16 protein-coding genes and 1 pseudogene are annotated in these 13,344 nt (G+C 46.6%); 10 read left to right on the top strand and 7 right to left on the bottom strand.

Translation table 11 applies throughout. From position 1 onward, the window contains the following. Positions 1–66: 66 nt before the first annotated feature. The 5 genes from ABY436_RS08075 to ABY436_RS08055 are packed head-to-tail and all read left to right on the top strand — an operon-like array spanning position 67 to position 3,572. The gene (locus ABY436_RS08075) at positions 67–645 is read left to right on the top strand and encodes an aminodeoxychorismate/anthranilate synthase component II (RefSeq protein ID WP_372738467.1); all 579 of its coding nucleotides are present in this window, start codon (positions 67–69) and stop codon (positions 643–645) included. Positions 646–681: 36 nt separating this feature from the next. Then, on the top strand, positions 682–1,704 hold the full coding sequence (trpD, locus tag ABY436_RS08070; protein WP_372738466.1) for an anthranilate phosphoribosyltransferase: 1,023 nt from the start codon (positions 682–684) through the stop codon (positions 1,702–1,704). 4 nt (positions 1,705–1,708) lie between these two features. Then, positions 1,709–2,521, top strand: a complete 813-nt coding sequence (gene trpC, locus ABY436_RS08065) for an indole-3-glycerol phosphate synthase TrpC (protein WP_372738465.1) — start codon at positions 1,709–1,711, stop codon at positions 2,519–2,521. A gap of 17 nt (positions 2,522–2,538) precedes the next feature. Further along, positions 2,539–2,952 carry an OsmC family protein gene (locus ABY436_RS08060; protein ID WP_372738483.1) on the top strand — a complete coding sequence of 138 codons (414 nt, stop codon included), beginning with the start codon at positions 2,539–2,541 and terminating at the stop codon, positions 2,950–2,952. Further along, the gene (locus ABY436_RS08055) at positions 2,952–3,572 is read left to right on the top strand and encodes a glutathione S-transferase family protein (protein ID WP_372738464.1); all 621 of its coding nucleotides are present in this window, start codon (positions 2,952–2,954) and stop codon (positions 3,570–3,572) included. Before ABY436_RS08060 ends, ABY436_RS08055 begins: the two co-directional genes overlap by 1 nt. A 31-nt stretch (positions 3,573–3,603) precedes the next feature. Here the strand turns inward: ABY436_RS08055 and ABY436_RS08050 are convergent, their stop codons facing one another. Beyond that, positions 3,604–3,885, bottom strand: coding sequence for a DUF4124 domain-containing protein (locus ABY436_RS08050; RefSeq protein WP_372738463.1), 282 nt, complete (start codon positions 3,883–3,885; stop codon positions 3,604–3,606). A gap of 220 nt (positions 3,886–4,105) precedes the next feature. Here ABY436_RS08050 and rpsF point away from each other — a divergent pair, with 220 nt between their 5' ends. The 4 genes from rpsF (at position 4,106) to dnaB (ending at position 6,875) form a co-directional block, all read left to right on the top strand. Next, the gene (gene rpsF, locus ABY436_RS08045) at positions 4,106–4,552 is read left to right on the top strand and encodes a 30S ribosomal protein S6 (protein WP_372738462.1); all 447 of its coding nucleotides are present in this window, start codon (positions 4,106–4,108) and stop codon (positions 4,550–4,552) included. 23 nt (positions 4,553–4,575) lie between these two features. Then, positions 4,576–4,803, top strand: a complete 228-nt coding sequence (gene rpsR / locus ABY436_RS08040) for a 30S ribosomal protein S18 (RefSeq protein WP_090724353.1) — start codon at positions 4,576–4,578, stop codon at positions 4,801–4,803. Between the two features lie 153 nt (positions 4,804–4,956). Further along, a complete protein-coding gene (gene rplI / locus ABY436_RS08035; protein ID WP_090724348.1) occupies positions 4,957–5,406 on the top strand; it encodes a 50S ribosomal protein L9 in 450 nt (149 codons plus the stop codon). Positions 5,407–5,489: 83 nt separating this feature from the next. Continuing rightward, entirely contained in the window at positions 5,490–6,875 is a 1,386-nt protein-coding gene (gene dnaB, locus ABY436_RS08030) for a replicative DNA helicase (RefSeq protein ID WP_372738461.1), read from the top strand. 190 nt (positions 6,876–7,065) lie between these two features. Here the strand turns inward: dnaB and ABY436_RS08025 are convergent, their stop codons facing one another. Continuing rightward, positions 7,066–7,503 (bottom strand): acyl-CoA thioesterase, encoded by a 438-nt coding sequence (locus ABY436_RS08025; protein ID WP_372738460.1) that lies wholly within the window; start codon positions 7,501–7,503, stop codon positions 7,066–7,068. Between the two features lie 57 nt (positions 7,504–7,560). On the opposite strand from ABY436_RS08025, the gene ABY436_RS08020 reads away from it, so the two are divergent. Then, on the top strand, positions 7,561–8,190 hold the full coding sequence (locus ABY436_RS08020; protein ID WP_372738459.1) for a class I SAM-dependent methyltransferase: 630 nt from the start codon (positions 7,561–7,563) through the stop codon (positions 8,188–8,190). Positions 8,191–8,219: 29 nt separating this feature from the next. On the opposite strand, the gene bioA is transcribed toward ABY436_RS08020, so the two are convergent. The 5 genes and pseudogenes from bioA to ABY436_RS07995 all read right to left on the bottom strand — a co-directional run. Beyond that, positions 8,220–9,515: an adenosylmethionine--8-amino-7-oxononanoate transaminase gene (gene bioA, locus ABY436_RS08015; protein WP_372738458.1), complete on the bottom strand. Its 1,296-nt coding sequence runs from the start codon at positions 9,513–9,515 to the stop codon at positions 8,220–8,222. 105 nt (positions 9,516–9,620) lie between these two features. Continuing rightward, positions 9,621–10,604 (bottom strand): SLAC1 anion channel family protein, encoded by a 984-nt coding sequence (locus ABY436_RS08010; protein ID WP_372738457.1) that lies wholly within the window; start codon positions 10,602–10,604, stop codon positions 9,621–9,623. Between the two features lie 111 nt (positions 10,605–10,715). Then, positions 10,716–11,408: a tRNA (N6-threonylcarbamoyladenosine(37)-N6)-methyltransferase TrmO gene (gene tsaA / locus ABY436_RS08005; protein WP_372738456.1), complete on the bottom strand. Its 693-nt coding sequence runs from the start codon at positions 11,406–11,408 to the stop codon at positions 10,716–10,718. Between the two features lie 69 nt (positions 11,409–11,477). Next, positions 11,478–12,221 (bottom strand): sulfite exporter TauE/SafE family protein, encoded by a 744-nt coding sequence (locus ABY436_RS08000; RefSeq protein ID WP_372738455.1) that lies wholly within the window; start codon positions 12,219–12,221, stop codon positions 11,478–11,480. 67 nt (positions 12,222–12,288) lie between these two features. Then, a pseudogene (locus ABY436_RS07995) lies at positions 12,289–13,344 on the bottom strand (Na/Pi cotransporter family protein); the annotation flags it as partial.

The following is a 13,344-nucleotide window of genomic DNA, read 5'->3' as shown; positions in this document are numbered from 1 at the left end:
GTGTTTTTGTGGCCTTAGCAGCATAAATTCGAAGTCGATTTTCTCAATGAATAAGAACCTATCTATATGTTAGTGATGATCGATAATTTCGATTCGTTTACATTTAATATTGTGCAATATCTGAGTGAGCTGGGTGCTGATGTTCAGGTTTTTCGTAACAACGAGATCACTCTGGAGCAGATTGAAGCGCTTAACCCCAGTCACTTGGTGATCTCTCCCGGGCCTTGCTCTCCCAATGAAGCCGGGATTTCGCTGGCAGCGATTGAGTTTTTTTCCGGAAAATTGCCTATTCTGGGTATCTGTCTTGGGCATCAGAGTATAGGGCAGGTATTTGGTGGTATGATTGTGCGTGCCAAAGAGGTGATGCATGGAAAAAATTCACTTATCTTTCATAAAGATGCAGGTGTGTTTGCAGGGCTGAACAATCCATTGGATGTGACGCGTTATCATTCACTTATTGTTGAGCAAAGTTCGTTGCCAGACTGTATTGAGATCACCGCATGGACGAAAACAGTGTCAGGTGAAATTGATGAGATTATGGGCCTGCGGCACAAAAAATATGATATAGAAGGTGTGCAATTTCACCCTGAAGCTATTTTGACAGAACAGGGGCATGCGTTATTGGCGAATTTTTTGCGCCGTTAAAATTAAGCTCGCTAAGAAAAAGAGAAGGAGCAGTGGATGGATATTAAGCAAGCATTGACGGCTGTCGTTGATCGCAAAGACCTTTCGATGGCAGAGATGCAGGCCGTTATGCAGCAAATTATGTCCGGGCAGGCGACTGATGCGCAGATAGGGGGATTGCTGATTGCTTTGCGAATGAAGGGCGAAACCGTTGATGAGATAACCGCTGCTGCCAGTGTGATGCGCTCCTTAGCTGTACCCGTCAATATACAGGCTGAGAATGCCGTTGATATCGTTGGGACCGGGGGGGATAGTGCCAATTTGTTCAATGTTTCCTCCGCCTGCTCATTTGTTGTCGCTGCTGCGGGTGGTCATGTTGCTAAGCACGGTAATCGCTCTGTGTCATCCAGCTCGGGTTCTGCTGACTTGTTAGAAGCTGCGGGGGTGAATTTACAGCTGACGCCGGATCAGATAGCGCGTTGCATTGATAGTGTAGGTGTCGGGTTTATGTTTGCGCCTCAGCACCACAGTGCTATGAAATATGCTATAGGTCCGCGCAAAGAGATGTCATTGAGAACCATTTTTAATGTATTAGGCCCGCTAACCAATCCCGCTGGTGTAAAGCACTACTTGTTAGGTGTGTTCGATAAAGCATTATGTCGGCCATTGGTTGAGTCTTTACAGGCTTTAGGTGCTAAGCATGCGCTGGTGGTACATGCTGCTGAAGGATTGGATGAGATCAGTTTGGCCGGTGAAACCCATGTGGCCGAGCTTAAAGACGGTGCAGTAGTGGAATATACTATTGTGCCGGAAGATGTTGGCTTGCAGCGGCAGCCTTTAGCGGGGTTGCAGGTGGCTAGTTCAGTAGAAAGTCTGGCGTTAATCAACGCGGCATTTTCAGGTGAAAATGCTCAAGCTATTGATATGATTGCCCTGAATGCCGGTGCTGCCCTGTATGCGGCAGATCAGGTGGCCAGCATGACAGAAGGTGTGGCCTTGGCTAAAGCAGTAATGCTGAACGGCTCTGCTGCACATAAAATGGCTGAGTTAGTAACCTTCAGCCAAGGATTGAAAGAGTAAATTTATGTCTGATACGCCCACGATATTAAAGAAAATTCTACAACGTAAATATGAAGAAGTAGAAGAGCGCTCTGGCAGTGTCACCTTGGCTGATCTGGAAAAGCAGATTAAAGTTCTGGCGCGCGATGAAGATATGAAGCCGAGAGGCTTTACCAATGTAATGGCTCACTCCATCGCGGGTGGTTTATCAGCCGTTATTGCGGAAATTAAAAAAGCGAGTCCCTCAAAAGGGTTGCTGCGTGATCCGTTTATTCCTGCTGATATCGCTAAATCCTATCAGCGTGGAGGGGCTAGCTGCCTGTCGGTATTGACCGATGCTGACTTTTTTCAGGGCCATGAAGACTATCTTAAGGCAGCGCGCGCCGCGTGTTCTTTGCCGGTTATTCGTAAAGACTTTATTGTTGATCCCTATCAGGTATTTGAAGCGCGCTCTATTGGCGCTGATTGTATTCTGTTGATTGTATCGGCATTAGAAGATGCGCAGATGCAGGAGCTGAACCGTATAGCTCATAAGTTAGGCATGGATGTGCTGGTTGAAGTACATGGTGGCGATGAACTGGAACGTGCTTTGCGCTTGGATAATCGCTTGCTGGGCATTAATAACCGAAATTTACACACCTTTGAAGTGAGTTTGGATAATACATTTGAATTGCTTCGGGAAATACCTGATAACCGTATAGTGGTTACCGAAAGTGGTATTCATACACGCGCCGATGTAAAAGCGATGCGCGATCATAAAGTGTTTAGCTTTTTAGTAGGCGAAACCTTTATGCGTGCCGAAGATCCGGGCGAGAAATTAAAAGAGCTTTTTAGTTAAGGGGCAGTTCTGTGACAATGAATGCAACAGTAAAGTGGGATGGTGACGTTCGGTTTAAAGGTACAACCGGCTCCGGTTTTGATATCACATTGGATGGCGAGCTGGTGGCAGGGCCGCGCCCGATGGAGTTGATGTTGCTGGGGTTGGGTGGTTGCACCAGTTATGATGTTGTAGGCATCTTAAAAAAAACCCGGCAGGACGTGGTTGATTGTGTAGCCGAAATTTCTGCACAGAGAGCTGACGCGGTACCGGCTGTCTTTACCAAAATTCATGTTAAGTTTATCGTCAGTGGACGTGGCCTTAAAGAAAAGCAGGTAGAGCGCGCGGTCAAATTATCAGCAGAGCAGTATTGCTCAGCGTCATTGATGCTGGAGCGAGGCGGTGTTGAGATTAGTCACAGCTATGAAATTGTTGAAGTGGGCGAAGCGTAATGATTACTTTGCATCACTTAAATAAATCTCGCTCAAAGCGCATTGTTTGGCTACTTGAAGAGTTGGCTGTTGACTATGAACTAGTGACCTATCAACGTGATGCGACTACTTTTTTAGCGCCAGAATCGCTTAAAAAAGTGCACCCGTTAGGTAAGTCACCGGTTTTAGAAACTGCGGACTTTACCATTGCCGAGTCAGGTGCCATTACCGATTACTTGATCCAAACGTATGCAGCGGATCGATTAATGCCAGCAAAAGGCAGCGCTGATTATATTGACTATCAGCAATGGATGCATTTTGCTGAAAGTTCAGCTGCGCTGCCATTATTGCTGAAGATCTTTGTGAAAATGGAAGGCGCACCTACCAATTTTATATCTGGATATGCCGATGCTGAAGCGGCTAAAGTGATAGGCTATGTTAATGACCGTCTTGATGGTAAGTCATATTTAGTCGGTAACACTCTTAGTGGTGCGGATATTATGATGTCATTTATTGCAGAGCTCGTCGGCCAAAATGGTGAGTTTGATAAATATCCTAATATTGCTAAGTATTATCAACAGTTAATGACTCATAAATCATTTCAAAAAGCGTTGCAAATCGAAGCTGAGCACGATCGTTAACCATTAAGCGGTGGTATGTACAAAGGCGTACTCAGTCTTTCTGGCGGGTTTCAGTCTCACTAGAAGGATTCATTTTATTATCGCCCCGCGTTTTGTTGAGTAGCGCTCCCTGGCGGGGTGGAAGGTTCTCTTTTACCTTTCTGGCGGGTGCGAGGTTTCTGTATTCCTCTTTGACGGCATTCGGACCACAAGGGAAACCGCTAAAAACTTTTCTGCCTTCAGCGCTCTGGCACTTATACACATAGTCTGCACCGGCCGCAGAGGATAGTGTTAGCAGTGTCACTGTTATCAGCAGGGATCGTAAGCGGATCATAGCGCGCTCCATAAAACAGGGTTTAATTATCCGTACTCCGTTTAATATAGCACAAGCCTGTTTTACTGTTGAAAAGGATTTGTCTGTATTGCATATGTGGCTGGTAATACGTATAATTTCGCGCTCTTTGAGTAAATACTTTAACCTCCTTGCTTTCGGCAGCATTTAAAATTCTTTAAATGGCTATATGTCCGAGGGCTTCAAACCGTAAGGAGCTACAATGCGTCATTACGAAATCGTATTCATGGTTCATCCGAACCAGAGCGAACAGGTTCCAGCAATGGTTGAGCGTTACACCGGCGTTATCGAAGGTGCTGACGGTAAAATCCATCGCATGGAAGATTGGGGTCGTCGTCAACTGGCTTACCCAATCAACAATGCTCACAAAGCACACTACATTTTGATGAACATCGAGTGCAACCAGGAAACTCTGGATGAACTGGAAAACATGTTCCGTTACAACGATGCAGTGTTGCGTAACATGATGATCCGTCGTAAAGAAGCGGTCACAGAGATATCTCCAATCAAAGCATCTGAAGCACGTGAAGAGCGTAAGCCTCGTCGTACTGAAGAGCCGCGTCAGGAAGAAAAACCTGCTGCCCCTGTTGCTGAAGCAGCTGCACCTGTTGCTGAAACAGCTGCTGCAGAAGCACCTGCTGCTGAATAATTTAAGAATTAGGAGATATTAAGATGGCTCGTTTTTTTCGTCGTCGCAAATTTTGTCGTTTTACCGCTGAAGGTGTTAAAGAGATCGATTATAAAGATCTTGAAATCCTGAAAGGCTATGTTAGTGAAACTGGCAAAATCGTACCAAGCCGTATCACTGGTACTAAAGCTCGTTACCAGCGTCAGCTGGCTACTGCTATCAAGCGTGCTCGTTTTCTTGCACTACTGCCTTACTCTGATAGCCATCAGTAAGTCATAGTTATCATTTCTCTGTCTTATTGTATGAGAAAGATAGCGCTTAAGTGATTACGGGGCTGGCTGAATACTTAATCAATAGATAAGTGGTCAGTCAGCTTAGATTTAGTACTGCAGCCAGAAAACTGCAGAACAAATGAGGTTTACGAGATGGAAGTTATTCTGCTCGAAAAAATGGGTAAGCTGGGTGAACTAGGCGATAAAGTGTCTGTTAAATCTGGTTTTGGCCGTAACTACCTGTTTCCACAAGGTAAAGCGGTGCCTGCAACAGCTGATAATGTTGCAAAATTTGAAGAACGTCGTGCTGGTCTTGAAAAAATAGCAGCTGAAAAACTAGGTGCTGCTAACGTACGCGCTGAAGCTTTGTCTGGCTTTGCTGTGACTATTGCCTCAAAAGCAGGTGACGAAGGTAAGTTGTTTGGTTCTATCGGTACTCGCGATATTGCTGATGCACTAACAGCTGCTGGTCAGGCAGTTGATAAGAGCGAAGTTCGTTTACCAGAAGGCGCTTTGCGTCATGTTGGTGAATTTGAAGTCGTTCTGCACTTGCATCCGGAAGTTAACGCTACCGCTACTGTGAGTGTTGTTGCTGCGAATTAATTCGTAGAAAAACATTCAAGTCATGAAAAGCACTGCGTAGAATACTACGCGGTGTTTTTTTATTTTAAGGGGTAAGAATATCGATGGAATTTGCTGACTTACATGATGAAGAGGTAGCGAATGTTAAAGTAGCTCCTCACTCCATAGAAGCTGAGCAATCTGTACTCGGTGGTCTTATGCTGGACAATAACGCCTGGGATACGGCATCCGAGGTCGTTACTGAAGAACACTTTTATCGCCATGATCACCGCCTGATATATCGGGTCATGCAGAAGTTGGTCAACAACCAGCAACCTGTCGATGTGGTCACTCTGTCTGAAGAGTTGGATCGTACCGGTGATCTGGATAAAGCCGGTGGGCTTGATTATCTGGTAAAGCTCGCACGTAATACTCCCAGTGCATCAAATATTAAAGCCTATGCCGAGATTGTGCGGGATAGGGCGCTGCTGCGGCAGATGATTAGCGTTGCGCATGAAATTGCTGAAAACGCATTTAGTCCGGAAGGGCGTGGTTCAGAAGAGATTCTTAACGACGCGGAACAGAGAATTTTTCAGATTGCTGAAAGTCGGCCGAATCAGGGCGGGCCTGAGCCGGTTAACCCTCTCTTAAAACGTGCTGTTGATCGTATCGATTTTTTGTTTAACAACAGCGACCAGCTCACCGGTGTGACCACAGGTTTTGATGATCTGGATGATAGAACGGCGGGTATGCAACCGTCTGATCTGATCATTGTCGCCGCGCGCCCCTCCATGGGTAAAACCACTTTCGCGATGAATCTTGTAGAAAATGCCTTGATGGCTGAAGAAAAGCCGGTATTGGTTTTCAGTCTGGAGATGCCGGCAGATCAGTTGATTTCACGTATGCTTTCATCTATTGGCCGTATTGATCAAACCAAAGTGCGTTCCGGGCAGCTGGATGAGGAGGATTGGCCGAAGCTAACAACAGCCGTTAATATGCTGCGCGATAAACCGCTTTTTATTGATGATACGTCGGGTATTAGTCCGAATGAGATGCGCACCCGGGCGCGGCGTATTGTGCGTGAGCATGGTGAGCTGGGAATGATCATGGTCGATTACCTGCAGTTAATGCAGATAAAAACCGGTAAAGCCTCAAGTCGAACCGAAGAGATTTCAGAAATATCACGCTCTTTAAAAGCCTTGGCTAAAGAGATGAAGTGCCCGGTCATTGCGCTCTCTCAGTTGAACCGTAGTTTGGAAAATCGGCCGAATAAGCGCCCGGTTAACTCTGACTTACGTGAATCCGGAGCGATTGAGCAGGACGCCGACGTTATCATGTTTATCTATCGTGATGAGGTTTACAACGAAGACTCTGCTGATAAAGGTATTGCTGAGATTATTATCGGTAAGCAGCGAAACGGCCCTATTGGTTCAATGAAGCTGGCCTTTATTGGCAAGTACACGCGCTTTGAAAATCTGGCGCGAGGAAGCTACGCCGATTTTGAGGAATAAGCTACGCCGGTTTTGAGGAATAAGCTACGACGGTTTTGATGAATAAGTTATGCCGATTTTGATAAGTAAGTTGCGTCATTCAGGCAGGTTTAAACGATCTGCTATATCCGTTAAATCAGGACACTCTATTAATGACAGTAATTCAGCATTCGCACTGTCATTAATAATCTTGCCCTGATTATTCTGGTTATTATCGCTTAGTGTCTTTTTCCATGCAGGCACTGAAGCCCTCAGGGACGGGGATCACTTTACGGGATTTATAATCAAAAAATACAATACCCGTTTTGGCGTGAGCAATCTCTTCTGCTGTTTTTTTGTTCGATAGCATGTAATAGATATCGCAGCCGTATTTGTTGAAATCGCCTACCGCAACATCGATCTGGATCTGATCTCCATGAAACCCCTCAGCACGGTAGACAATAGCAGAATCTGTCATAATGATACCGGCTCCTTCGACATCCAGTTCCGTGTAGTGGTAATAATTGAAAAAACGGATTCTGGCTTCATGAATCATCGACAGGACAGCATCGTTACCTAAATGTCCGCCATAATTGATGTCACTAATCCTGACAGGAAGCTCAGTTGTAAAGGTATAATTATCCGGCATGTCAATTTTAATGCGTGCCATACAAGTCCCTATTTAGTTAATAGCAATGCTTAACATCTTATCAGAGGGGGAGGCCGGATGAACCTTTATCGGCAGCATATTTTTCCTTATTTACTGAATAAAGTTTCAAGTCAGCTTGATGCGGACCGTCAACGCATCCTTCCCTATCTTTGTGGTGATGTACTTGAGTTGGGCGCAGGTACCGGTGCTAATTTCTCTTTCTATTCCGAGAATATCACTATGCTGGTGGCGTTGGAGCCCGAAGCTGCATTGCTTCGTATGGCTGCCCGGCAACGTTCTGCATTAGAAGCAAAGCAGGCGGGCCGATTGTATTTGGTACAGGGTGATGGCCACAACTTACCGTTGGCCTCATCCAGCGTGGATGCAGTGCTGTGTTGTTTGGTATTGTGTTCTGTTTCTGATCCGCAGCGCGCCTTGTCAGAAATTTACCGGGTTTTAAAGCCCGGCGGTAATCTGGTGGTATTTGAGCATGTCAAAAGTCAAAATGCCGTCACGCATGCTTTTCAGCAGATGCTGAATCCACTTTGGAAACCAATGGCTTGTGGTTGTCAGCTACAGCGTGATTCATTGCAGTTAATGCAGCAGGCAGGGTTTAATGTTGAAGGCCTGGAAACCTATCGGCATGCCGCCCTTCCGGCACTGGTCGGAACTGTGCTGGAAGGCGTTGCGACCAAACCTTCAGACTAACAGTCGTGCGGTTATGCCGATTTAAGGTCTCAGGGTTTTAAGTAGCGATGCAGTACCTGAATCATGCCGGACGTCAGGCGATCCAGTGTTTCGTTATCCATGATATAGGGAGGCATGATATAGACGAGCTTACCAAACGGACGCACCCAGATACCGGCTTCTACAAACATTTTCTGAATACGCGCTGAGTCCACGGCTTGTTCCAATTCGATAACGCCGATCCCACCGAGGCAGCGTACTTCTGCAACCCCTTTAAATGCAGCTGCAGGCTGTAAACCAGACTGTAGCGCCGCCTCTATGCGCTGCATATTCGGCTTCCACTGCGAATCGTTGAGTAGCTGCAAACTGGTATTAGCGATAGCGCAGGCCAGAGGATTACCCATAAAGGTAGGGCCGTGCATGAAACAGCCGGCGCCTCCGGCTGAAATGCTTTCAGCAATCTTTGTGCTGGTTAATGTGGCGGCTAAAGACATATAGCCGCCGGTTATCGCTTTGCCAAGACAGATAATGTCAGGGATGATACCGGCATGCTGACAGGCGAACATCTCGCCTGTTCTGGCAAAGCCGGTGGCTATTTCGTCAGCTATCAGTAGCAGGTCGTATTCATCGCATAACGCGCGTGCGGCTTTTAAGTAATGCGGTGAGTAAAAGCGCATACCGCCGGCACCCTGAACGATCGGTTCAAGTATCAGTGCGGCCAGTTCCTGGTGGTGTTGTTCGATAATGCTTTTCAGTGATGCAATATCCGAGCTTTCCCATGCCTGGTGAAAACCGATTTCAGGTCTGTCCGCAAAATGATGTTTGGGTAAAACAGCCGTAAAAATTTCATGCATGCCATTGATAGGATCACATACCGACATGGCACCAAAGGTATCGCCGTGGTAACCGTTTCTGATGGTTACCAGCTTGTGTTTTTCTGGTTTATCCAAGGCGTGCCAGTATTGAATGGCCATTTTGATGGCCACTTCAACGGCGACCGAGCCTGAATCAGCAATAAACACTTTATCCAGTGTTGCCGGGGTCAGGTCGACCAGTTTTCGCGCCAGCTCAATCGCGGGTTCGTGGGTTATCCCACCGAACATCACATGCGACATCTTGTCGATCTGAGCATGCGCGGTCGCATTTAATGCCGGATGATTGTAACCATGGATAGTCGACCACCAGGAGGCCATGCCATCAATGAGCTCCTGCCCGCCGGACATGGTCAGATATACGCCCTGCGCTGACACGATAGGGTATACCGGCGGTGGATTGATCATTGATGAGTAAGGGTGCCAGATATGATCGCGATCGTAGCGGATCTGTTCGGCGCTGATGATTGTCATCCTGATGCTCTCTGCTGTAGAAAATCGGGCTCTATTAGAGCCCGATATACAGAGGAGTGCAAGCCATGGGAAGGCTCGCTAAGGTTTGTTTGAGTCTGAGGCTGTCTAGTCTGGTAAAAACAGATTACCGCTGAAAATTGCCTTAGCCGTTTGATAGAGCAACAGGGCTACCACCAGTGAGACAATTCCAAGCATCAGGTAACTGATTGATGCAAACCCGGGAGCGCCTGTTCGTTCAAGCATAATCTGCGTGGCAATAGTGAAGGCGGCAAGCGGGAATGAGTAGGCCCACCATGATATGAAAAATCGAATACGAAAAAAGCGGCTGAACTGTGTCATCAGCAAGATCACAAGAAAAGCGGCGGTGTAGTACAGAATACGCCCGAAACTGTCCAAAACATCATGGTTGAGTTTCATATAAGCGATAAAACCAACGGCAGGTGGCGCAATTAAAATAAATAAGGTGGGTAGTAGTTTTTCTGGCAGTGGTTCATGAAAAATAATACGGTTAAAAATCAGTGTTTTTAGGATGATCCAGTAGATAATGCCAATGCTGAAGAAAAACCAGGAAATTTCATAAAAGCCATGTTCAACACCGGAAACCGGCACCAGGATATTACCGACAACCGGAATAAACCATGCAGGGGTGATGTGGGCCATCTGGAATCCCTGATGGTGAATCCAGCGGGTAAGTACATTCAGAGTGAATACTAATTGCAGTGTGCTGCCAAGAACCCAGAGAAAGCGGGATAGTTCAGTCGAAACTTCCAACGTGGCGATACTCATCAGAATAATGCCAATGGAAAAAGCCGGAAAGAAACTCATCTTAATCGGATGGTTGAATTCGGCAACCACGGCGGGCGCATGGCGAACGGTTTTTAGCAAGTAAACGATGACGATGATGGCAAATATTATAGCCGATGCGATCAGCAGTACATGAGAAACGATAGGCGGTAGCGCCAACACATGGGATGATTTTTGCCAGGCGAGTGTTAGGCCCAGTGTACCCATCACCATGGCAAAAAAAGCCACAGGAAAGTGTTGCAGGCGAGAGTCGGCTGTCTTGTTTGATGTGGATATATCAGACATATGCTTTCCGGATGTTAATTTAGATTGTTCTAATATAATAATATTTTTTATATTGTTTAGCCACGTTATTTTGAATTATTAACGGAGATAGATGTAAGCATGAGAGCGTATTTATTCCACGCTGTGAACGAAAATGGCTTCATTATCAGTGATAGACCAGCGAATATTATACGCATGTAGTTTGATGCCATATTCACGTTCTGCCGAGCGTTGGTAGGCCGGGCGGGGGTCGCAGCGGAGTATTTCAGTAACCTGTTCGATAATCGGGAGCGCGCTAGTATGCTCAATCTGCTTACACTGTTCACTTGCCTGTTCGCTGAAAATGACCGGAATTTCCAGCTCTTTATAGCTTTCTGCCAATGAAAACTGTGCCTCTGCTATGCGGTCTGAATAGGGTAAATAAGGCTTAATATCAAGTATAGGTGTCTGGTCCAGCAGGTCGGCTCCACTGACGATCAGTTGTACCGCTCCATGTGTGCAGCGTACCTCATCCAGTTTTACCGCCGAAAGCCCGATAGGGTTGGGTCTGAAAGGCGAGCGGGTAGCCAGTACGCCTACGCGTTGATTGCCTCCGAGTCTGGGTGGCCTGACGGTCGGCTTCCAGCCTTGATCAACACAAGCACTAAAGACAAAGATTAGCCAGATATGCGTGCAGCCTTCCAGCCCTCTTACGATCTCTTCTGAGGAAAACTCGGGCAATAATTCAATCGTTGCCTGCATCGATTTTGCCAGTCCTGGCTGTCTGGGAATACCGAACTTTTCTTTAAAGCCTGAATGAATAAGTCCGATAGGTTCGAAGTTCATAGGGTTGTTTTACCGTTTTTTAAGAGCGATTAACGTAGCTTTTTTTTAAGAGCGATTAACGTGACTTTTTTAATAAAGGGCATCAAATAAGAGTTTAACTCCCATGACAAACAGGAATGAATAACATAATTGATAAAACCATTTGTCGCTTATTTTATGATGAAGACGCACGCCGGTTAAAACGCCAATGGGCGCGAGGATTGCCAGCGTTGCTGCCGTTGTCAGCGTTTCGAAAGTAAACTGCCCTAATAAAGTGTAAGGGATGAGTTTTATAAAATTGATGGCGCTGAAGAAAATTATACTGGTGCCTACGTACTCAGATTTAACCAGTTTCAGCGGCAGCAGGTAAGCGTTCAGGGGAGCGCCCCCGGCATGCACGCCAAAGCTGGTAAACCCGGCAATAGTTCCCCAGAAACTGCCACGCAGGCGGCTTGGTTTTTTCGGGGCCCGGTCGCTGGGTTGGAGCCAGAAGTTGAGTGAAAATATAACGGCAATCAAGCCGACAATGATACGAATATGATCAGCGCTGAAAAACTTGAATGTCAGTGCGCCAATGATGATGCCAACGCAAGCCGCGGGAAGGAGCGATTGCAGGCTATGCAGATGGCTTTTGCCACGAAACTTCCATAAACCGACAAGATCCATCAGGCATAGGATCGGCAGCAGGATCGCTGCCGCCTGCTGAGGCGCTATGACCAGCGCCATAATAGGAACGCCGAGCAGTCCCAGACCTCCGCCAAACCCTCCTTTGGATATAGCGGTAATAAGCACTGCGGGTACAGCGACAACGTAAAACCACGGGTCAGTGATCATCTGTTTTCCATAAGGCAACTAGCATTAAATAAGGGGTAGTATGAAATAAAGGGCAGCAGGCAATAAATTATACCTGTGTTTTTGTCTTGATTGCAGCAGAAGCTCCACGTGCACGAATAGGAAGCATGCTGCTCCAGTAGGAAGAGGATTTTTCGGCCTGTTCTGCCAGGCGGCGTAAATGGCTGATAGCATCCAGTAAGGTGACGCTCTCGGCGGCGTCGAGCCGGCCCGAAGTGGCGGCATTCAGTATATCGGACTTCAGTGACTGATAATTATGTTCGAGTTTGCGTAATATCTTTCTCGCCGGTTCACTGTCTGAGTCACTCTCTTTTTCAATACGGCATTCATGGAGTAGTTCGCTGATATCTTTTTTAAAGTGAAAGACATTTTGCTTAATACCGGTATCAGAAATATTTTCCAGTGACTCGTGATAATCAACCAGGCGAGTTGATAAGCGTGCGACCTCATTCAGATAGCGGGCTACGCGCAATGAAGAGGGTAATATATCGGTGATATCAGGATTAAGGTTTTGCTGTGCTATTTGTTGGTTGAACTGTCCAACAGCCGCTACCAAAGCCATAACGCTGACCAGGTCTTTTTCGAGTTGTGGTGGGTTGGGGCCCTCCTCGCTGACAGCGGCTAGTGCCATTGAGTTACAGAGTCGGCTGACTCTTCCCAGCTCCATGCTTAAGGCTTCTACGGCAAGGTAGGGTGTGGCGAGAATGTTTTTATCCAGATATTGTGGCTTGCCGATATTCTCTTCCTGAGAAAGAAAGCGCTTCATTAGCTGGCTAACCATAAAATCGGTTAATGGCCACATAATGCAGACGCCTAATAAGTTGAATAACGTATGGAATAAAGCGAGTAGCGTCACGGTAGTCAGGGGACCTTCACTCAGGTGATTGACCTCTGAAGTGAATAATATCAAGAGAAGAAACCCGACTGCACCTGTAATCAGATTGAAAATAACATGCGCTGCGGCAATCCTTTTGGCATTAGGCGTGGCCCCGATAACGGCGAGCATTGCGGTGCTGGTTGTACCCAGATTGGCGCCTATGACAAGCGCGGCCGCATCAGTAATGTTGATTGATCCGGTCGCGGCTAATGACAAGGTGATGGCCAT

Origin of the sequence: Neptunomonas sp. (genome assembly GCF_041601355.1) — a bacterium.
Taxonomy (GTDB): Bacteria; Pseudomonadota; Gammaproteobacteria; order Pseudomonadales; family Balneatricaceae; genus Neptunomonas.
This window is presented reverse-complemented; position numbering and strand designations above follow the sequence as displayed.

Excerpts from the sequence above, each read along its gene's own strand:
- bioA (WP_372738458.1), bottom strand. The coding sequence starts at position 9,515 with ATGACAATCATCAGCGCCGAACAGATCCGCTACGATCGCGATCATATC.
- ABY436_RS08060 (WP_372738483.1), top strand. The coding sequence starts at position 2,539 with ATGAATGCAACAGTAAAGTGGGATGGTGACGTTCGGTTTAAAGGTACA.
- rpsF (WP_372738462.1), top strand. The coding sequence starts at position 4,106 with ATGCGTCATTACGAAATCGTATTCATGGTTCATCCGAACCAGAGCGAA.
- trpD (WP_372738466.1), top strand. The coding sequence starts at position 682 with ATGGATATTAAGCAAGCATTGACGGCTGTCGTTGATCGCAAAGACCTT.
- rpsR (WP_090724353.1), top strand. The coding sequence starts at position 4,576 with ATGGCTCGTTTTTTTCGTCGTCGCAAATTTTGTCGTTTTACCGCTGAA.
- ABY436_RS08010 (WP_372738457.1), bottom strand. The coding sequence starts at position 10,604 with ATGTCTGATATATCCACATCAAACAAGACAGCCGACTCTCGCCTGCAA.
- dnaB (WP_372738461.1), top strand. The coding sequence starts at position 5,490 with ATGGAATTTGCTGACTTACATGATGAAGAGGTAGCGAATGTTAAAGTA.
- tsaA (WP_372738456.1), bottom strand. The coding sequence starts at position 11,408 with ATGAACTTCGAACCTATCGGACTTATTCATTCAGGCTTTAAAGAAAAG.
- ABY436_RS08075 (WP_372738467.1), top strand. The coding sequence starts at position 67 with ATGTTAGTGATGATCGATAATTTCGATTCGTTTACATTTAATATTGTG.
- trpC (WP_372738465.1), top strand. The coding sequence starts at position 1,709 with ATGTCTGATACGCCCACGATATTAAAGAAAATTCTACAACGTAAATAT.
- ABY436_RS08020 (WP_372738459.1), top strand. The coding sequence starts at position 7,561 with ATGAACCTTTATCGGCAGCATATTTTTCCTTATTTACTGAATAAAGTT.
- ABY436_RS08050 (WP_372738463.1), bottom strand. The coding sequence starts at position 3,885 with ATGATCCGCTTACGATCCCTGCTGATAACAGTGACACTGCTAACACTA.
- rplI (WP_090724348.1), top strand. The coding sequence starts at position 4,957 with ATGGAAGTTATTCTGCTCGAAAAAATGGGTAAGCTGGGTGAACTAGGC.
- ABY436_RS08025 (WP_372738460.1), bottom strand. The coding sequence starts at position 7,503 with ATGGCACGCATTAAAATTGACATGCCGGATAATTATACCTTTACAACT.
- ABY436_RS08055 (WP_372738464.1), top strand. The coding sequence starts at position 2,952 with ATGATTACTTTGCATCACTTAAATAAATCTCGCTCAAAGCGCATTGTT.
- ABY436_RS08000 (WP_372738455.1), bottom strand. The coding sequence starts at position 12,221 with ATGATCACTGACCCGTGGTTTTACGTTGTCGCTGTACCCGCAGTGCTT.